This is a genomic window from Mesorhizobium sp. M0938 (assembly GCF_040319125.1).
In the GTDB taxonomy this organism is placed as follows: Bacteria; Pseudomonadota; Alphaproteobacteria; order Rhizobiales; family Rhizobiaceae; genus Mesorhizobium; species Mesorhizobium robiniae.
The window spans coordinates 36,514-55,440 of sequence record NZ_JAMYNS010000011.1 but is presented as its reverse complement, the minus strand read 5'-3'; the positions used below and the strand labels follow the sequence as shown (position 1 = coordinate 55,440).

The following is an 18,927-nucleotide window of genomic DNA, read 5'->3' as shown; positions in this document are numbered from 1 at the left end:
ATCGCATTATTGACTTGAAAATATATTTTTCATAATGATCTCTGGTGTCCAGCGGATGTGAGGACGTTGGCGCTCTGTGGAGGAAGACGATGACGGCTATTCGCAAGCGGCAGCTCGAAGCAAGAGGCGAGGGCATCCTCGGCATCCATTCCGTCAACCATTTCGTTTTGGCAGTGCCCGACCTTAAGGAGGCCGAGCGCTTCCATCAGGCTTTCGGCCTCGACGTTGTCAACCACCGCTCCGGCTATGCCGTGCGCACGGAGGGGCTCGATCATGACTGGGGTTTCTTTGTCGAGGGCTCGCGCAAGCAGTTGCAGCATCTGTCCTTCGGCGTCTTCGACGCTGATTTCCAGCGTTTCAAACTGCATCTGGAGTCTAAAGGGATGGAGCTATTGTCTCCGCCCAAGGGCTTTGAATCCAACGGATTGTGGTTCCGCGACCATGACGGCAATTTAATCGAGTTGGTCGTGACCGCGAAGACGTCGCCGGATTTCAAGATGCAGGGAGGGCATGTATCCACTCCTGCGGGCATCGTCGGCGCGCCGCTGCGCAGCAAGGCGGCGACGGTACGCCCGACGCGGCTCGCGCATATCCTGATCTTTACCCGCGATGTTCAGAAAGCGATCGACTTCTACACCGGCGTTTTAGGCATGGGGTTGTCCGACCGCTCGGGAGACAACATCGCGTTCCTGCACGGCCGCCATGGCAGCGACCACCACATGCTCGCCTTCGTCAAGTCGTCGGCTCCCGGCTTGCACCACACCAGTTGGGACGTGCCGCTGATCGACCAGGTCGGCCTGGGCGCAATGCAGATGGCCGACAAGGGTTTTTCACGCGGCTGGGGACTGGGGCGGCATGTGCTGGGCTCGAACTTCTTCCACTACATCCGCGATCCCTGGGGCAGCTATGCGGAATACTCGTGCGACATAGACTACATCCCGGCCGAAGTGGATTGGGAATCCCAGGACCACGACCCGGAAGATTCATTTTACATCTGGGGGCCGACTCCGCCCGACGACTTCGCTCGCAACTACGAGGCGGAGTAGGGCGGAACGCTTTTCGAAGGCATTCGGCGGAAGAACACAGAGTGAGGGAAATTGCATGATCAGGATACTGAAGTCGGGTCGATCCGCGGAAGCCAAGGCGACCGATGCCAGCGCTGTCCGCTGCACCGTCGAACGTGTTCTCACCGATGTTGAAGCCCGTGGCGATGCGGCGTTGCGGGAACTGTCCGAGACCTTTGATCGGTGGTCGCCGCCATCTTTTCGTCTGTCGAAGGATGAAATCGACGCGTGCCTCGCCTCGCTGTCGCGCCGGCAACTGGACGACATCCAATTCGCGCAGACACAGATCCGTCGCTTCGCCGAAGTCCAGAAGGCCGCGCTCCGGGATGTCGAGGTTGAGACATTGCCCGGCGTGGTGCTCGGCCATCGCAATATTCCCATGAATTCGGTGGGCTGCTACGTGCCGGGCGGCAAATATCCGCTTGTGGCATCCGCTCATATGGGAATCGTCACCGCCAAAGTGGCCGGCGTAAAGCGGGTAATCGCCATGACGCCTCCGTTCCAGGGCAAACCGGCCCCAGCGGTAATAGCAGCCATGGCACTGGCGGGGGCCGACGAGATATATGTCTTGGGCGGCATTCAGGCGGTGGCCGCGATGGCGATCGGCACGGCGACGATCGCGCCGGTCGATTTTCTAGTCGGCCCGGGAAACGCCTATGTCGCCGAAGCCAAGCGGCAACTCTTCGGCCGTGTCGGCATCGATCTGCTTGCAGGCCCGACCGAAACGCTGGTGATCGCGGACGAGACGGCCGATGCCGAGCTCTGCGCCACGGACCTGCTCGGACAGGCCGAGCATGGGCCGAACTCGCCGGCGATCCTGCTGACGACATCCGAGCAACTCGCGACGCAGACGATGGCCGAGGTCGAGCGGCTTCTCGGTATTCTGCCGACCGCACCTATCGCGAAACAGGCCTGGGGCGACTACGGCCAGGTGATCGTTTGCGACACCGATGAGGAAATGGTGAGCGAGGCGGACCGCATCGCCTCCGAGCATGTGCAGGTCATGACGCGAGACCCGGATTACTTCCTCCGCCGCATGACCAACTATGGAGCGCTTTTTCTCGGGCCAAGGACGAATGTCGCTTATGGCGACAAGGTGATCGGCACCAACCATACGCTTCCGACTTTGGGAACGGCGCGTTTCACGGGCGGGCTCTGGGTCGGCAAATTCCTGAAAACCTGCACCTACCAGAAGGTTCTCACCGACGAAGCTTCGGTGATGATCGGCGAATACTGCTCCCGGCTCTGTGTCCTCGAGGGTTTCCTCGGTCATGCCGAGCAGGCCAATGTGAGATTGCGGCGTTACGGTGCGCGCAACGTTCCCTATGCCGAGGCGGCGGAATGAACCCGTCGCCCGTTACTCTGCCGAAGGCGCCGTCGTTCCGCCTGGACGGGCGCCGCGCGCTGGTGACGGGCGCGGGGCGAGGGATCGGATTGGCCTTGGCTACGGCGCTTTCGGACGCGGGAGCCGAAACAGTCCTGGCCGCGCGAACCAGAAGCGAGGTCGAGGATGCCGCGATGGCGCTAAGGGATCGTGGCGGCAAAGCAGAAGCGCTCGTTCTGAACGTTACCGACATCTCCGGAACCCGCGAACTGATCGGGAAGCAGCCGGCTTTCGACATCGCAGTGATCAACGCGGGAACCAATCGGCCTAAACTGATGGCCGAGGTGACCGAGGAGGACTATGACGTCGTCCTCGACCTCAATGTCAGGGCTGCCTATTTCTCCGCGCAGGCGGTTGTGCGTAAAATGGTGGCGGAGCGGATCCGGGGCTCGATCATCTTCACGACTTCGCAGATGGGTCACGTGGCAATGGCAGCGCGGACGCTTTATTGCGCGTCCAAGCATGCGGTAGAGGGGCTGGTGAAGGCTATGGCTGTCGAACTCGCGCCGCAAGGTATCCGGGTCAATAGTATTGCCCCCACCTTCATCGAGACGCCGATGACCGCTCCTTACTTCGAGAGCGAAGCTTTTCGAAATGAGGTATTGTCCAAAATCAAGCTTGGCCGTCTCGGGCGAGTCGAGGATCTTATGGGTGCCGTTGTCTTTCTGGGTTCGGACGCCGCTGCATTGATGACGGGCACCTCCATAAAAGTCGATGGCGGCTGGACGGCGGAATGATTCCTGCAGCTTTGACATACGACTCAAGTCAGCCGGAAAGCGGCAGCATGCCTAATGCATCTGCATCACTTCCTCGGCTAAGCAAGCGGCATTAAAATGGATCCCGTAGCCCGCACCATCGCAAATGACGTCTACGAGCAGCTTCGACACGATATCATTTCGTGCCGAATGCTTCCGGGCTCAAAGATCAATATCCAGGCTCTCGTTCAGAAATACGACGTGAGTCTGGGCGCCGTCCGCGAAGCGCTGTCGAAACTTTCGGCTGAGGGTCTTGTCGATGCAAGGGCGCAGCGGGGGTACACGGTCTCGGATGTGTCCCCGGAAGATCTCGCTGAATTGACCGATGCCCGCGTCCGCATCGAGCAAGAGTGCCTAAAGCTGGCGATCGAGAAAGGCGGGCTTGAATGGGAAACCGACATCGTCGCCGCACTTCACCGCCTCAGCCACACGCCGTATACGATTCCCGGGGACGCCGCTGTCCTGGATCAGCGCTGGGTCAAGGCGCATCGGGAGTTTCACCGCGCTTTGGTCTCGGGCTGTGGCAATCGCTGGCTGCTTCGGATCCGCTCGCAACTGTATGACCAGAGCGAGCGCTACCGGCAATTGTCGGTGCCGTTGGCACGAATGGAACGCGATGTGGCGCGCGAGCATAGGGATATCGCAGATGCCGTGATTGCCCGCGACGTGAAACGCGCCTGCGCAGCGATCGCTTCGCATATGTGGACGACGACGCAAATCGTCACGGCGGCTCTGACCTGAGGGCCCGCGGGGCTTTCAAGCCGGCGACAAAGCAAGGGCGACTTTGCATCTGAACGTCGCTCAGACAGGCCTCTTCAGAAGCGCGTCCGTTGATGCGGTCGAACCGACCGGTTGCCTGCTTGCGTCGAACACGACACGGGCGTTGAGCACCGATTCCAGTTCGGCGGCCGGACCTGTCACATAGGTCGCGTCGACAGCGCCTTCATAGAGTGCCTTGACCAGCAGGCCGTGCCATTGCGTAGCCGGGTGGCGCTGAACGCGGATGTTGACGGAACGCCCGCCGCCGGTTGTGTGGCGACCAGCGGCTCCTCGATGGTGATAATCGACGAAGGAAATGGCCGATCGGTCGACGAGAGCGCGATTTTCCAATCGCCAGCCGCGAGTGAAAACAACGATCTCCCGTTGCGGCACTTGGGAGAACCGGCTTGTTGCCGCCGGTCAGCCACCTTGTACACGGCTCGGTTCTTCATGAGCCATAGGGCTCTTCGAAGGCCCGCGACTGCGCTCCACCGTCCCCAAGCCGATCCCAAGCATCGAAGAATGCCGCCGTCTGACGCTCGGAATTTCCTCCCCAGGGATTGACGCAAGCCAATCGGGATGCTTGTATTCTCGATATTCAATAATGATTCTCAATAATCGAGAACAATGAAACGGGAGCAGCACTGTCAGCCATGGTTCAGCCAGCGACGCATGTCGGCATGACCGGCATATCCAAGACTTACGATGGCCATAGCTTCGTCGTGCGCGATCTCAACCTGGACATCGGGAAAGGCGAATTCCTGACGCTTCTTGGTCCCTCGGGCTCGGGCAAGACGACGACGCTGATGATGCTTGCCGGCTTCGAATATCCGTCGGGGGGTGAAATTACGCTCGACGGGCGGCCGATCCAGGACAAACCACCCGAAAAGCGGAACATCGGAATGGTGTTCCAGAACTATGCCCTCTTCCCTCATATGACCGTTGCGGAGAATATTGGTTACTCGTTGCGGGTGCGCGGCTCCTCCAGGGAGCAGATCGCCACTCGCGTCGGCGAAGCGCTTGCGATGGTTCAGCTTTCGGATCTTGCTCAACGCAAGCCCGCGGCCCTGTCAGGTGGCCAGCAACAAAGAGTCGCGCTCGCTCGCGCGCTTGTCTTCGAGCCCAGTCTGGTGCTGATGGATGAGCCGCTCGGCGCCCTGGACAAGAAGCTGCGCGAGGATTTGCAGCTCGAAATCCGTCGGATCGCCGATCGGCTGGACCTGACAGTCGTCTATGTGACGCACGATCAGCACGAAGCGCTGACGATGTCCGACAGGATCGCCATTTTCAACGACGGGCGGATCCAGCAGATCGGTTCAGCGCAAGATATTTACGGCCATCCCGCGAACCGCTTCGTGGCGGAATTCGTCGGCGACAATAACTGTCTCGATGCGAAAATCGTCTCGATCGAAGGCGGCCTGGCGCGCGCAAGGCTCGCCGGTGGCCAGGAAATTTTGGCGCGCAGCAGCGTTCACACGAAGCTCGATCAACGCGCAACGATCGCCATCCGGCCGGAGAGCGTCCGCATCGCCGAGCAGAGCAGCGCCGAAACGCTTACCGGGCGGGTCAGCGAAGTCATTTACTGCGGCGACCAGTTCCGGATCCACGTCGAACTGCCGGGCGGGGAACGGTTGATTGCTAAAAGTCCGTCATCGGTGGGAGCCCGGATGGAGATGGGCAACCCTGTCCTTCTCGACTGGGAACCGCGCGATGCATGGGCGCTAGACGGCAGATAACACAACTGAAAATCCAGAGAGGACATCAAAATGTTACGAGCGCATTCGTTCAAGCAGTCGTGCCTTGTCGGGCTTGTTCTGGCAGCAGTGAGTTTTCCAGCCCTGGCGGAAGGCCTGACCGTCGTGTCCTGGGGCGGGGCTCTGCAGGAGGCGCAGACAAAGGCATTCCTCGATCCATATGCGAAATCAAAGAACATTACCGTCACCCAGGACACCTGGAGCGGTGAATTGGCGAAGCTGCGTGCCATGGTCGACAGCGGCAACGTCGCCTGGGACGTTATCGACGTCGATCCGCAGACGGGAGCGACCGCCTGCGACCAGGGATTGCTTGAGAAGATCGGTGCCGATGCGGCCTTTAAGTCAGCGGGTCTCGTGGACGGCGCCCTTACCGACTGCGCAGTGGGAACGAGCGTCTACGCCACGATCCTGGCGTTTCAGAAACAAGCATTCCCGAAGGCGCCCACCAAGTTGACGGACATTTTCGATATCGCGTCCTTCCCCGGCAAACGCGGCTTCCGCAAAAGTCCGGTGGACACGCTCGAACTCGCTTTGCTCGCCGATGGCGTACCGGCGTCGGACATCTATACGGCGCTCGCCACTCCCGCCGGCGTCGACCGGGCCTTCAAGAAGCTCGACACGATCAAGAAGGACATCGTCTGGTGGGAGGCCGGCGCCCAGCCGCCGCAGCTTCTCAAATCCGGCGAGGTAAAGATGGCGCTGGCCTGGAACGGCCGTATTGCGGACGCCAACGCCAAGGAAAATGCCGACCTTGGGATCGCCTGGACCAATCAGATCCGCGGCTTTGATATGTGGGTCATTCCGTCCGGTTCGAAGAACCTTGCAGCCGCCAAGGAGTTCGTGGCCTTCAGCCTAAAGCCGGATGTCAACGCCGCCCTGAGCAATTACATCGCCTACGGCCCAACGGTAAAGGCTGCCAGCGATCTCGTCGCCAAGGATGTGCTGGCGAACCTGCCGTCAGCCCCTGAAAACAGCGAGGGCGCCTTGGCCCAGGACGGCGCATTCTGGGCCAAAAATGGCGATGCCCTGAACGCCCGCTTCTCCAGCTGGATTTCCCAGTAAGCCGAGTGGTGGGAGTTTTCGGATGACGCTGCCGTACGGCGATGTGGGCTTGGTAATGACGCAAACTGATACGCCTGCGCCAAGCATCGCGTCATCGACGGCGCATGTCGTCATTCGCTCGCCGATCAAGAGCGACAACCGCCGGAGGACAGTTCGGGCTGCTCTTCCGGCGGCGCCGCTCCTGATTTTCCTGCTCCTGTTCCTGGTGATCCCGATCGGTTCGATCGTTCATACGGCGGTATCGGACGGAGAGATCGCCAGAGCGTTGCCGCTGACAACGCAGGCGCTTCAGGCCTGGGACGGGGACAAGCTCCCGACCGACGCCGTCTACATGACGCTTGGACACGAACTCGAGGCTGCAGGACATGCCGGGTCAGTACGCCCGCTAGGCCGTCGTGTGGGCTACGAATTGTCTCGCGGGATGAACGTCATCCTCAACGCGCAGCGGGTGCTTTCCAGCGATTTCGACCGCGCCGACCCGCAGGCCTGGAAGGCCCAATTGATCGAAGCCGATCCGGCATGGGGACAAAGCGGCGTCTGGAGCATCCTCAAGCACTACGATAGCCGCTACAGCGCCTTCTATTTGCGCTGGGCGACGGGCTTTCCTGTAAAGATCGAAGCCGACGGTCAATCGTCCCAGGAAACGAGCTACGATTTCAGGTCGATCTATCTCCGGACGATCCTGATCAGCCTTGTCGTGACAGGCCTTACAGTCGTGATCGGATACCCGGTCGCGTATGTCATAGCCAATGCGAGCTGGCGGACAGCAGCAGTCCTCCTGTTCTTCATTCTCCTGCCGTTCTGGACCTCGCTGCTGGTGCGCACCATGTCGTGGATAGTCTTCCTTCAGACCAATGGCGTCCTCAACAATGCGCTGACCGGAGCGGGATTGATATCGGAGCCACTGCCCCTGCTTTACACACGCATGGCGACGATCATCGCGATGATCCAGATCCAGCTTCCGTTCACGGTCCTGCCCATGATCAGCGTGATGCGGGCCATCCCGGCGAACCAGGTCAAGGCCGCCCGCAGCCTCGGCGCCGGCCCACTTCTGGCACATCGGACGATTTTTCTTCCGCAGGCGGTCCCAGGCATCGCCGCCGGCGGACTTCTCACCTTCGTGCTTTGCCTCGGCTTCTATTTGACACCTGCGCTGGTGGGTGGTCCGTCCGATCAGATGGTGAGTTTCTTCATTGCAAGGTTTACCAATGAGGATCTGAATTGGGGGCTGGCTTCGGCACTCAGCGCCGTACTCATCTTTGGAGCTGGTCTCGTTGCTCTCCCCCTTGGGCGACATATCGCACGTCATTCGTCGGATCGGATATGAGCATGGGTCGCCGCGTCTATTCCGAGTTTCCGGCCTACATTCGGATACCGCTCTATGCGTTTGTGGGGATCATCCTGGCGCTGCTGGTGCTGCCGCTGGCGGTCGCTCTTCCAATCTCGCTCAATGCTGATCCCTGGTTCACCTATCCATTCCGTGCACTGTCCCTTCGCTGGTTTGAGCAGCTCTTTTCCTCGCCTCTGTGGACCGGGGCAATGGTCAACAGTCTGGTGATCGCGGTTGCGACGACCATCTTGGCCACGACCTTGGGCACGCTCGCGGCCGTCGGGCTTGTCAATCCGCAGTTTCCTTTCCGAACCGCCGTGATGGCGCTGGCCATCTCGCCAATGATCGTTCCCGTCGTGGTGCTCGGCCTCGGGCTGTTTATTTTCTTTTCGCCGCTCGGCCTCAACTATTCCTATGCCGGCGTCGTAATTGCTCACTCCATCCTGGCCTCGCCCTTCGTCGTCATCACGGTTACGGCGACGCTGACGCGCTTCGATTTCAATCTGATGCGGGCCGCGGCGGGTCTAGGGGCCGGCCGTATAACGGCGTTTCGAACGGTGATGCTTCCGATAATAGCGCCAGGTGTAGCGGCGGGAGCCGTCTTCGCCTTCGCCTCGTCATTCGACGAAGTGGTGATGGTGCTGTTTATCGCCGGGCCTCAGCAGCGTACGCTTCCGAAGCAAATGTTCACGGGACTACGTGAACAACTCGATCCCACGATCCTGGCCGCCGCCGCGGTGATGATCATACTGACGAGTTGCATGATGGCTGTGGCCTACAACGCCAATAAAAAAAGGTAAATTGATGCTGCACGTCATGTCGCAAGACAACGGGAAGATTGATGCTGCGAAAGCCGAATTGTTCGCCGACGACTATCTCGAGGAGCCTTACTGGTGGTCAGCGGCGCCGCTGCCCGCAGCCCACGAGAAAGCGGAACCGGCCAGCCTTGGCGGCAGGGCCGATGTCGTTATCGTCGGCGGCGGCATTACGGGTCTGGTCGCCGCGCTGCATCTGGCCCGCGCGGGCTGCGACGTTGCCGTTGTCGACGCGCAGAGGATCGGCGAGGGCGCCGCGCGCCGCAACGCCGGCTTCGTTGGCCGCACTCTCAAGCGGTCCGTCGAATGGCTGGCGGAAAGGTCGGGGCGTGAATACGCTGTGAAGGTCTACCGCGAGCTCGATGCCGCTCTGCGCGGTGTCCGGACCTTCGTCGAGCGTGAGCGTATCGATTGCCATTACCAGACCTGCGGCCGCTTCATTGGCGCCAATTCGAAAGCCCATTTTCGAGCTTTGATCGCAGAGCTCGAACAGACCCGACAAGCCGTCGGGTTCGATTATTCCGTCGTCGAGAAAGATGAAGTTCGCACCGAAATCGCCTCCGACAGCTACCATGGCGGCGCGGTCATTCCGGATCTCGGTTCGATTCATCCCGGACTTTATCACGCTGGCCTTGTCCGCAAGGCGCTCGATGCGGGTGTCAGGCTGCATCCTCTTACCAATGTGGTGGGCATCGATCACAGCGCGAGGGAGAAGATCGTCCGGACTTCGAGGGGAAACCTCGCTGCCCCTCATGTCATCGTCGCCACCAATGGCTACACCAGCCGAGACCTGAAATGGCTCGCAAGGCGGGTCATTCCTTTCCGTGGTTTTGTCATTGCGACCGAGCTGTTGCCGCCGGAAACAATCGACAAGGTCATACCGCGCCGCCGAACCTATCTCGACACCAGGATGAACATCGATTTCATCCGGCCAGCCCCTGATTCAAGCCGCATTCTCTTCGGCGGCATGACTGGCACGGCGAGCCCGACGGCGACGCCGCTCGCTGGTGCGCTCCGCGAGCGCCTCGTGAAAATTCTGCCAGACCTCAAAGGGGTCCGCCTCAGCCGGGCCTGGACCGGGCAATGCGCCGGAACTTTCGATTTCATGCCTCATATCGGCGTCAAGGATGGCGTGCTCTTCGCCCTCGGCTACAACTTTGCCGGCATCCCTCTTGGAACGCATTTCGGGGAGAAGCTTGCTGCCCGGATCCTTCAACGGGGAGACATGTCATCGGCCTTCGATGTCGAAAAATTCCCCACGGCGCCCTTCTTTAACGGCTCGCCGTGGTTCGTGCCCTTGGCCATGCGCTATTTCGACTGGCATGATGATCGAATCGCAAGGGGCTAGAGCATCGACATCATGGCAAAGACTCCAACCAGCAAAGCGGCCGCTGAAAAGCCTTTGGAGCGCTATGTGCGTATTCTTGAAATCGTCGCCGGTTTTCCGGGCGGCATATCGGGAACCGCCGTTGGCGAGATGCTCGATCTGCCGAAAGCCTCCGCCTACAGGCTGATGAAGAGCTTGGCCGACGTCGAATTGATCGAGCAGAGCGGCCCAAAGGCGGCCAATTTCAAGCTCGGGCGACGGCTGGAAAGACTGCTCTTTTCGGGGGCGAGCGACGATTGGTTCAAGGTGGTTGCGCGCCCGACGCTGCAACAACTTTCCGAAGAGACCGGCCAGGCCTGTTTCATCGCGCGGCTGGCCGGCGAGAGCGTGCGTAGCCTCGACATGGTCGCGCCCGGCAATCTGGTCAGGGCCTACATCGTTCCAGGGCTTGAAATCCCGGCCCATGCCGGCGCCTCCGCCAAGGCGATCCTTGCCTTTCAGGATGCGGACTTCATCGCCTCGGTACTCGACAAGCCGCTCAAGCGATTCACGGCGGCGACCAAGGTCGACTTCGACGTCCTCGTGCAAGAGCTGCAAGTCGTGCGCAAAACCGGGGTGGCTTATTGCATCGGAGAAGATGTGGATGGATTTGCCGGGATCGCCGCCCCGATCAGGATCGATGGGCAGCGTACGCAGCATAGCCTGTGCGTGACAGGAACAATCCAGGGGATCATCGACACCAATCGAGACATCCACGTCGCTCTGGTCAAACGCATGGCGGAAAAGCTCTCCAGGCTCATTGAGAAACAGTTTCAGCAGACTTTGAAAAGTACAAATTGAATTTCAGCATCTTTTGTGAATTTGCCATGCCGTAATGACAGCGTGGTTGTTTCTGCTGTTTATAAATAAACATTATTTACAGATTTCATTGCACGATCGTCTCTCGATCAGACCTCTTTTTCCGTGTCTAGCTGCCAAAGAGACGATTTTATATTGACATCTTAGCGATGACCCAGTTACTTTCTCGTAAATCGAACTTTGGTATCGTTTATCGAGAAAAAGCAATTCCATGAGCGTAGTCAACTGGCGCCAAGCCGCCTCAAATCTCAATTTCCGCAAGCAGGCGTTCATCGGCGGGAAATTCGTCGACGCCGTGTCTGGCGGAGTGTTCGACGCGGTCAATCCCGCCAATGGCGCAACGCTCGTCCAAATAGCATCGTGCGACGCTGCAGATATCGACCTGGCCGTGGGCTCCGCGCGCAAGGCCTTCGATGCCGGCTCCTGGTCGCGGCGCTCGCCGAGCGAACGCAAGAAGGTGCTGCAGCGGTTCGCGGAACTGATGCATCAGCACGGTGATGAACTGGCTCTTCTCGAGACCCTGAACATGGGCAAGCCGATCTCCGACGCACGATCCATCGACGTGCCGGCATCGGCCAATACGATCGCCTGGTACGCCGAGGCGATCGACAAGATCTACGACGAGATCGCTCCGACCGGCAGCGGTGCGCTGGGCATGATCACGCGCGAGCCCGTCGGCGTCGTGGCTGCGGTGGTTCCATGGAACTTTCCTTTGCTGATGGCATGCTGGAAACTCGGACCGGCGCTCGCGGCAGGCAACTCAGTCATTCTCAAGCCGGCCGAACAGTCGCCGCTTTCCGCGATCAGGCTTGCGGAGCTGGCGGCGGAGGCCGGCATTCCCGATGGCGTGTTCAATGTCGTCACCGGCTTTGGCGAGACTGCGGGCAAGGCGCTCGGCCTGCATATGGATGTCGACGCGGTGACGTTCACCGGCTCGACCGAGGTCGGCAAGCTCTTCATGAATTATTCCGCCCAATCGAACATGAAGCGCGTCGCACTCGAATGCGGCGGCAAAACCCCGCATATCGTCATGGCCGATTGCGGCAATCTGGACGAGGCCGCGACAGCGGCTGCCTACGGCATTTTCTTCAATCAAGGTGAGGTCTGCAACGCCGGCTCGCGCCTTCTCGTCGACGCCAAGATCAAGGATAAGTTCCTCGACAAGGTGATCGCTGTCGGGAAAACGCTTACGGTTGGCGATCCCCTCGATGCGGCCACAAAGCTTGGCGCCATGGTCAGCCAGGTTCAAATGGACCGTGTGCTCGACTACATCAATATCGGTTCCAAGGAAGGGGCCGACCTCAAGTCCGGCGGCAAGCGCGTTCTCAGCGAGACCGGCGGCTACTATATCGAGCCGACTGTCTTCGACAATGTCAGCAACAAGATGCGCATTGCACAGGAGGAGATATTCGGCCCGGTGCTCGCCACCATCTCTTTTTCCGGTGCGGAGGAAGCAGTCGCGCTCGCCAACGATACCATCTACGGCCTGGCTGCCGCGGTGTGGACCGACAATATCGACGTCGCGCTGTCCACCGCGCGCCGGTTGCGAGCAGGCTCGGTCTGGGTCAACAATTTCGACGAGAGTAACATTACGATGCCCTTCGGCGGTTACAAGCAGTCAGGCTTCGGACGGGACAAATCCCTGCACGCGATCGACAAATACACCGAACTCAAGGCGACCTGGATCAAGATCCGCGCCTAGCGATCGTCGAGGGCTTCATCCTCTTACCAACCATGCCTCCTCGTTCTTTGACGCGAGGTACAGAAAGAACCATGCATGCGGGATCCACGCTTCGACATCCTGTTCCAGCCGGTACAGATCGGGCCCGTCGTCGCCCGCAATCGGTTCTACCAGACACCTCACTGCAACGGCATGGGCAATTTGCGACCGCAAGCCCATGCCGCCATGCGCGGGATCAAGGCCGAAGGCGGATGGGCGGTGGTCAACACGGAGCATTGCTCGGTTCACCCCTCCGGCGACCTCATGCCGGAGGTTCTGCAGATGCTGTGGGATGATGGCGACATCCCGCCGCTCGCTCTGATGGTCGAAGCGGTCCACGAGCACGGCTCGCTCGCCGGCGTGCAGCTCGCCTATCCCGCCTATTACAACGCCAATCGCATGACCCGCGACGTGCCGCTCGGTCCGATGGACCGTCCCGTCAGCGGACACCATCCGATCCAGGTCCGCGGCATGGACAAGTCCGACATCAAGGCATTGCTGGGCTGGTGGAAGGCGGCCGCGCGGCGGGCGCGAAAGGCCGGCTTCGATATCCTCAACGTCGACGGCAACTTTTCCACCATCGCTTTCCAATTCATTTCGCCCCGTAATCAGCGTACCGATGAATATGGCGGCTCGTTGCAGAACCGGGTGCGCCTTCTGAAGGAGTTGATAGAAGTGACGCGGGAGGGCGGCGGCGACGCCTGCGCCGTAAGCGTACGCCTCATCATCGATGAGCTGTTTGGCCCGGAGGGGCTTCGGGTCGCGGAGGAGGGGATCGAGGCGATCAGTCTGCTCGCCGAACTGCCGGACCTGTGGGATCTCGTGGTCGGAACCTGGGCAGACGATTCGCCGACCTCGCGCTTCGCATCGGAGAACGATCACGAGCCGTTCATGACAGGGATCAAAGGCGTCACCACCAAACCGGTCGTCGGGGTCGGGCGCTTCACCTCGCCCGATACGATGGCAAGTCTGATCCGCCGCGGCGTGCTCGACATGATCGGCGCCGCGCGCCCCTCGATCGCGGATCCCTTCCTGCCGAAGAAGATCGAGGAGGGGCGCTACGAGGATATCCGCGAGTGCATCGGTTGCAACATCTGCGTTTCGAGCCATTTTGCGATGACTAACCTGCGCTGCACGCAAAACCCGACCATGGGCGAGGAATGGCGGCGCGGCTGGCACCCCGAACGTATTTCCACAAAGGCAAGTGACGCGACCGTGCTCGTGGTCGGCGGTGGGCCGGCGGGGCTCGAATGCGCCCGGGCTCTCGGCCAGCGCGGCTATCAGGTAACCTTGGCCGAGCGGCAGAGCCGTCTCGGCGGTCGCGTGACCTTGGAGGGCGAGTTGCCGGGCCTGCGTGAATGGCTGAGGGTTCGAGATTGGCGTGTCACCCAGCTCGACAAACTCAGCAATGTCGGGGTGTATCTCGAAAGCGATCTCGGACTGGCTGAAATTCTCGAATTCGATGCCGACGAGGTGGTGCTGGCGACAGGATCGCAATGGCGCGCCGATGGAGTTGGACGCGCGGCGTTCAAGCCGCTTGCGCTGTCGGCCGACGTGCCGGTGTTCACGCCGGACGACATCATGGGCGGCAACGCCCCTTCAGGCCGCATCATCGTCTACGATGACGATCATTACTACATGGGCGCCGTGCTGGCGGAAAAACTGGCGCTTGCCGGCAACGAAGTCACCTTGGTCACACCGGCGGCCGACGTTTCCTCCTTCACCATCAACACGCTCGAAAACATCCGGATCGCCAGGCGGCTCCATGAGCGCGGCGTCGGGATGGTTACGCACACGGCGCTCACCGGCACGCACGAAGGCGGGGCCTTCTTCGTCGATGCGCGAACCGGAGCCAACGGGCGCCGGGAGACCGACGCCCTTGTTCTCGTCACGGCGCGGTTGCCCCGCAACGAGCTCTTCGCCGCGCTGACCAGGCGTCTCGATGAGGGACAGGCGGGGCGCTTGCGCCGGGTTTCACGCATCGGAGATTGCGAAGCGCCGGCCGCCATCTATGCCGCGGTCTATTCGGGCCACCGTTTTGCGCAGGAATTTGAAAACAGCGACCCGACCTGGCGTCGCGAACGGATCAACCTTGCCGCCTAGAACCCAGATGACGAGCGATCTCATGTCAGCACCCGCGACACCAAATTCCGAAAAGCTCTATGCCCGTGCCCGCGAGGTTATGCCTGGCGGGAACACGCGCACGACCGTCTTTCGCAAACCGCACCAAATCTATGCCCAGCGTGGCGACGGTTGCCGGATCACCGACGTCGATGGCCATGTCCGGATCGACGCATTGGGGAATTTCACCTCTCTGATCCATGGCTATGGCAATCGCCTGATCATCGAGGCGGCGACACGGCAGCTCGAAGCCGGAACCTGTTTCGGCATGCCGACCGAGAGCGAGATCCGGCTGTCCGAAATCCTGTGCGATCGTCTGCCGTCCGTCGAGCAGCTTCGTTATACGAATTCCGGCACCGAAGCCGTGATGAACGCGATCAAGGCGGCGCGCGCCTATACCGGCCGACCGAAGATTGCCAAATGCGAAGGCGCCTACCACGGCACCTACGACCCGGCCGAGACAAGCCAGGACGCCAGCCCCGCTACCTGGGGCGACGTCGACAGGCCGGGATCGGTGCCGACCGCCAAAGGAACACCTCAGGGCGTGCTCGACGATGTCGTCGTCATTCCCTTCAACAACACCCCGATCGCCGAGGCGATCCTGCGCGCCAGCGGCAACAGCCTTGCCGCCGTGCTCGTCGACGTCATGCCCAATCGCGCCGGCCTCGTGCCGGCAAAGCCCGAATATCTGGCGATGCTGCGGCGCGTTACGCGTGAGCTTGGGGCCTTGCTGATCCTCGACGAGGTCATCACGTTTCGCCTTGGCTACCATGGCGCGCAGGGCCGTTTCGACGTCGAACCCGACCTTACCACGCTCGGCAAGATCATCGGAGGCGGCTTTGCGATCGGCGCTATCGGTGGCCGTGCGGAAGTGATGTCGGTGTTCGATCCGAGCAAAAGCCCGCCGGCGGTGCCGCATGGCGGGACGTTCAGTGCCAATCCCATGTCGATGTCGGCCGGGATAGCCGCTCTGGAGGAATTGACCCCTGCCGCATTCGAGAAGCTCGAGGCGCTCGGCGATCGCTTCGACCAAGGTGTTCGCGCCTGTTTCACCCGGCACGGGATCAAGGGGCAGGTTACCGGGCTGGGCTCGCTGCGCCGCGTCCACCTGACGGACGCACCCTTGAGCGATTACCGTTCCACATTCGCCGCGGCGGATGGCGCCGCGCGGGTTTCGGCCCTCGCCAAGGTGCTGTTCGACGAAGGCGTGATCATTGCCGGCAACGGGTTGATGGCCTTTTCCACCGCCATGGAAGATGCAGATGTCAACGAGATAGTGCGGGCCTTCGATCGAGCATTGCTGTCGCTCGCGCAGTGACGGCGGCAGGCAAACCACCCAGGGAGCGGCACATGAAAAGGCAAAAGGTCGACGTGAACAACAAGTGGGGCGCCGCCATCGGCTATTCCAGGGCGGTCCGCGCCGGAAACGTCATTGTTGTATCGGGCACTTCCGCCTCTGGACCCGACGGTGCACTTCACCCCGGCGACTCGGAAAAGCAAACCATCGTGGTTCTCGAGCGCATCGACGCTGCCCTGCGCGAACTCGGCGCCTCGATCGGCGATGTCGTCGAGACACGTATTTTTCTTCGCGACATGAATGATTGGGAAGCTGTCGGCAGGGCTCATGGCGCGATCTTCGGCGACATTCGACCGGCAACGACGATGGTCCAGGCGGGAGCGCTCATCGACGAGAATCTTCTCGTCGAGATCGCCGCCACAGCAATCCTCACAAACTGAGGGAAGCCCATGTCGAAGGACACCATCATCACTTGCGCGGTGACCGGCAGCCTGACGAGGCCGGAAGACAGCCCCAATCTGCCGGTTACGCCGCAGCAAATCGCGGTCTCGGCGCTCGAGGCCGCCGATGCAGGCGCGGCAATCCTGCATCTTCACGTTCGCCATCCCGACGGCCGGCCGTCGATGGAACTCGATCACTACCGCGAACTCGTTCGCCTGATCCGCGCCAAGAATACGGAGGTGATCCTCAACATCACCACCGGCCCCGGTGGCCGGTTCCAACCCGGTGAAGAGGATCCCAAAATTGCCGGCCCACGGACGAATTTCGTGACGGCCGAACGCCGCGTCGAGCATATCCGCGATTTACGGCCCGACATCTGCACACTGGATCTCAACACGATGACGTTCGGCGGCGAGGTCGTCATCAACACGCCACCCAACGTCAAGAAAATGGCGGAGATCATCTACGACTGCGGGGTCCGGCCCGAGTTCGAGCTTTTCGACAGCGGAGACGTCAATCTTCTCAACGATTTTCTCGCCAGCGGGGTGTTCCGCGGTCCGCCGCTCGCAAGCCTCGTGCTCGGCGTAAAATATGGCTTCGCAACGACGCCGGAGACCATGATGTTCGCCCGCAACATGCTGCCCAGGGACGCTATCTGGACGGGCTTTGGCATTGGCCGCGCCGCTTACCCGATGTTGATGCAGGCCTACCTGTTCGGGGGCCATGTGCGGATCGGCATGGAGGATACGATCCGGATGTCGAAAACCGAGCTCGTGAAGAGCAATGCCGAACTCGTCGCGAAGGCGAAATGGCTCCTGGAAGGCCTCGGCGCGACTATCGCCACCCCAGCTTCGGCCCGATCTCAGCTCGGTTTGAAGGCCTAGAGAAACCCAAGAACAATGGGCAGCTGTTCCGGAATCCGCTTCCATCAACGCCGAGCCGCTCCAGCTTCTGTGACGCCGGGAGTCGGTGGACAAGGAACCGTACGGGCCGTGCGATCTGCCGGCCTTAGCTCGTCGTCCGCCCGACCAGCACCGCGGCGCGGTAGGCCGGCGTGCCGTACCAAGCCATTCGGTTCCAAAGCCGCCGCCGTGACCGGGAGGTTGAAGACGTCCATCGCCTGTTCGAGCCGATCGGGCTCGATCCATGGATCGTTGATGAAATAGATTCCGTCGCCGTGGCCGTGGACGAGCACACAGTGGGGGTAGGTGTAGCCCATCTTCGGCGTCTGATCGATCAGCACCAGCGCCAAGAAACCGCGATCGAGCGCTTGGCCGATCTCTTCGATGGCAAGCACGCGGGCCTCATTGGTTCTGAAAAATAACGACTTTTATGGAAGTCAGTTGGCGGAGAGAGCGGGATTCGAACCCGCGTTACGGTCTCCCGTAAACACACTTTCCAGGCGTGCGCCTTCAACCACTCGGCCACCTCTCCGTCTCAGCATTTCGCGCGGCCGGTTTCGCCGCGCGGGTTGGGAGATGCGTCTCCCTTGGGGATTCCGGCCCCGGAAACTCCGCGCCGTGGGTGCCGTCAACCAGCCGATACCCTTCCCTGCACCTGAGCCGTCAAAGCAACAGGCGCGGGGCTCATCTAGTCGATCCGACGTCGAATGCCAAGTCATAACGGCACTCTATTCGCTTTGCCGGCCCAGATGGTTTTACGATGCCGCCGGCGCGAGGCTTCGATGCGGTGCCGGCTCCGCCGCAAGAGACCGGTGGCGTCTGTCCCCGCGCGATCGGCGAACGTCGGTCGAGCTTCAAATTCGCGTGTCGCATTGCGAACCAGGCAAGCGCGCATTATCTCTCTGTTCGAAACAGATATTGGAAGTCCGCTAAAGTTTTGGGGAGGAGGGTCTGCATGCTTCGCTTTCTTTTCCGTCTTGCGGCAATGGTTGCGCTTTCAGTCTCCGTCATCATGGCGGTGCTCGACGCGACACGCTCGGTGGCGGCCTCCGCGGTGGTCATGACCCCGCTCAACACAAGCTGGCTGGCCGTCTCGCCGGATACACGAATTGCTTTTGAAAGCTTCGTGCGCGGCAAAGCCGGTCCGCTGTTGTGGGACGGCGTCATCGGCTGGGTGCTCAACCAGCCCGGCTTCGCAGTGTTCGCGCTGCTTGCCTTCATCTTCTACATGATCGGCTACAGGCGGCAGCGGCTGACCGGACGGTTCGCCCAGACCTGATGACTTTCCAGTGTCTCCAAACAAAGAGAAAGCCCCAAACAACGAGAAAGGGAGACCGC

General features: G+C 60.9%; 18 protein-coding genes and 1 tRNA gene. 16 read left to right on the top strand and 3 right to left on the bottom strand.

What is annotated here, in order from left to right; all coding sequences use genetic code 11:
- The first annotated feature begins 89 nt into the window (after nucleotides 1–89).
- The 4 genes from NKH73_RS20110 to NKH73_RS20095 all read left to right on the top strand — a co-directional run bounded on the left by NKH73_RS20110 (nucleotide 90) and on the right by NKH73_RS20095 (nucleotide 3,944).
- A complete protein-coding gene (locus NKH73_RS20110) occupies nucleotides 90–1,046 on the top strand; it encodes a VOC family protein (protein ID WP_352935266.1) in 957 nt (318 codons plus the stop codon).
- Nucleotides 1,047–1,101: 55 nt separating this feature from the next.
- The gene (gene hisD / locus NKH73_RS20105; protein WP_352935264.1) at nucleotides 1,102–2,409 is read left to right on the top strand and encodes a histidinol dehydrogenase; all 1,308 of its coding nucleotides are present in this window, start codon (nucleotides 1,102–1,104) and stop codon (nucleotides 2,407–2,409) included.
- Complete coding sequence (locus NKH73_RS20100) at nucleotides 2,406–3,185, top strand: SDR family NAD(P)-dependent oxidoreductase (protein ID WP_352935262.1); 780 nt, start codon at nucleotides 2,406–2,408, stop codon at nucleotides 3,183–3,185. Before hisD ends, NKH73_RS20100 begins: the two co-directional genes overlap by 4 nt.
- A gap of 96 nt (nucleotides 3,186–3,281) precedes the next feature.
- Nucleotides 3,282–3,944, top strand: a complete 663-nt coding sequence (locus NKH73_RS20095) for a GntR family transcriptional regulator (RefSeq protein ID WP_352935260.1) — start codon at nucleotides 3,282–3,284, stop codon at nucleotides 3,942–3,944.
- A gap of 60 nt (nucleotides 3,945–4,004) precedes the next feature.
- On the opposite strand, the gene NKH73_RS20090 is transcribed toward NKH73_RS20095, so the two are convergent.
- Nucleotides 4,005–4,313: a hypothetical protein gene (locus NKH73_RS20090; RefSeq protein WP_352935258.1), complete on the bottom strand. Its 309-nt coding sequence runs from the start codon at nucleotides 4,311–4,313 to the stop codon at nucleotides 4,005–4,007.
- 302 nt (nucleotides 4,314–4,615) lie between these two features.
- Between NKH73_RS20090 and NKH73_RS20085 the strand changes: the two genes are divergently transcribed.
- From NKH73_RS20085 to NKH73_RS20035, 11 genes are all read left to right on the top strand, one after another.
- Nucleotides 4,616–5,698, top strand: a complete 1,083-nt coding sequence (locus tag NKH73_RS20085; RefSeq protein ID WP_352935255.1) for an ABC transporter ATP-binding protein — start codon at nucleotides 4,616–4,618, stop codon at nucleotides 5,696–5,698.
- Between the two features lie 30 nt (nucleotides 5,699–5,728).
- Nucleotides 5,729–6,778, top strand: coding sequence for an ABC transporter substrate-binding protein (locus NKH73_RS20080; RefSeq protein ID WP_352935252.1), 1,050 nt, complete (start codon nucleotides 5,729–5,731; stop codon nucleotides 6,776–6,778).
- A 22-nt stretch (nucleotides 6,779–6,800) separates the two neighbouring features.
- The gene (locus tag NKH73_RS20075) at nucleotides 6,801–8,105 is read left to right on the top strand and encodes an ABC transporter permease (protein WP_352935249.1); all 1,305 of its coding nucleotides are present in this window, start codon (nucleotides 6,801–6,803) and stop codon (nucleotides 8,103–8,105) included.
- Nucleotides 8,106–8,107: 2 nt separating this feature from the next.
- Nucleotides 8,108–8,908, top strand: coding sequence for an ABC transporter permease (locus NKH73_RS20070; RefSeq protein ID WP_352935247.1), 801 nt, complete (start codon nucleotides 8,108–8,110; stop codon nucleotides 8,906–8,908).
- Nucleotides 8,909–8,912: 4 nt separating this feature from the next.
- Nucleotides 8,913–10,271: an NAD(P)/FAD-dependent oxidoreductase gene (locus NKH73_RS20065; RefSeq protein ID WP_352935245.1), complete on the top strand. Its 1,359-nt coding sequence runs from the start codon at nucleotides 8,913–8,915 to the stop codon at nucleotides 10,269–10,271.
- A gap of 12 nt (nucleotides 10,272–10,283) precedes the next feature.
- Nucleotides 10,284–11,090, top strand: a complete 807-nt coding sequence (locus tag NKH73_RS20060; RefSeq protein WP_352935241.1) for an IclR family transcriptional regulator — start codon at nucleotides 10,284–10,286, stop codon at nucleotides 11,088–11,090.
- Nucleotides 11,091–11,319: 229 nt separating this feature from the next.
- Nucleotides 11,320–12,810, top strand: a complete 1,491-nt coding sequence (locus NKH73_RS20055; RefSeq protein ID WP_352935237.1) for an aldehyde dehydrogenase — start codon at nucleotides 11,320–11,322, stop codon at nucleotides 12,808–12,810.
- Nucleotides 12,811–12,885: 75 nt separating this feature from the next.
- On the top strand, nucleotides 12,886–14,931 hold the full coding sequence (locus NKH73_RS20050) for an oxidoreductase (protein ID WP_352935234.1): 2,046 nt from the start codon (nucleotides 12,886–12,888) through the stop codon (nucleotides 14,929–14,931).
- A 22-nt stretch (nucleotides 14,932–14,953) separates the two neighbouring features.
- Nucleotides 14,954–16,267 carry an aspartate aminotransferase family protein gene (locus tag NKH73_RS20045; protein ID WP_352935231.1) on the top strand — a complete coding sequence of 438 codons (1,314 nt, stop codon included), beginning with the start codon at nucleotides 14,954–14,956 and terminating at the stop codon, nucleotides 16,265–16,267.
- A 32-nt stretch (nucleotides 16,268–16,299) separates the two neighbouring features.
- Nucleotides 16,300–16,686 carry a RidA family protein gene (locus tag NKH73_RS20040; RefSeq protein WP_352935228.1) on the top strand — a complete coding sequence of 129 codons (387 nt, stop codon included), beginning with the start codon at nucleotides 16,300–16,302 and terminating at the stop codon, nucleotides 16,684–16,686.
- 9 nt (nucleotides 16,687–16,695) lie between these two features.
- Nucleotides 16,696–17,571 carry a beta-keto acid cleavage family enzyme gene (locus tag NKH73_RS20035; protein ID WP_352935226.1) on the top strand — a complete coding sequence of 292 codons (876 nt, stop codon included), beginning with the start codon at nucleotides 16,696–16,698 and terminating at the stop codon, nucleotides 17,569–17,571.
- Between the two features lie 44 nt (nucleotides 17,572–17,615).
- On the opposite strand, the gene NKH73_RS20030 is transcribed toward NKH73_RS20035, so the two are convergent.
- Nucleotides 17,616–17,984 carry a peptidase C39 family protein gene (locus NKH73_RS20030; protein ID WP_352935224.1) on the bottom strand — a complete coding sequence of 123 codons (369 nt, stop codon included), beginning with the start codon at nucleotides 17,982–17,984 and terminating at the stop codon, nucleotides 17,616–17,618.
- A gap of 47 nt (nucleotides 17,985–18,031) precedes the next feature.
- Nucleotides 18,032–18,121 (bottom strand) — tRNA-Ser (locus NKH73_RS20025).
- A 423-nt stretch (nucleotides 18,122–18,544) separates the two neighbouring features.
- On the opposite strand from NKH73_RS20025, the gene NKH73_RS20020 reads away from it, so the two are divergent.
- Nucleotides 18,545–18,868 carry a hypothetical protein gene (locus NKH73_RS20020; protein WP_352935222.1) on the top strand — a complete coding sequence of 108 codons (324 nt, stop codon included), beginning with the start codon at nucleotides 18,545–18,547 and terminating at the stop codon, nucleotides 18,866–18,868.
- Nucleotides 18,869–18,927: the final 59 nt, after the last annotated feature.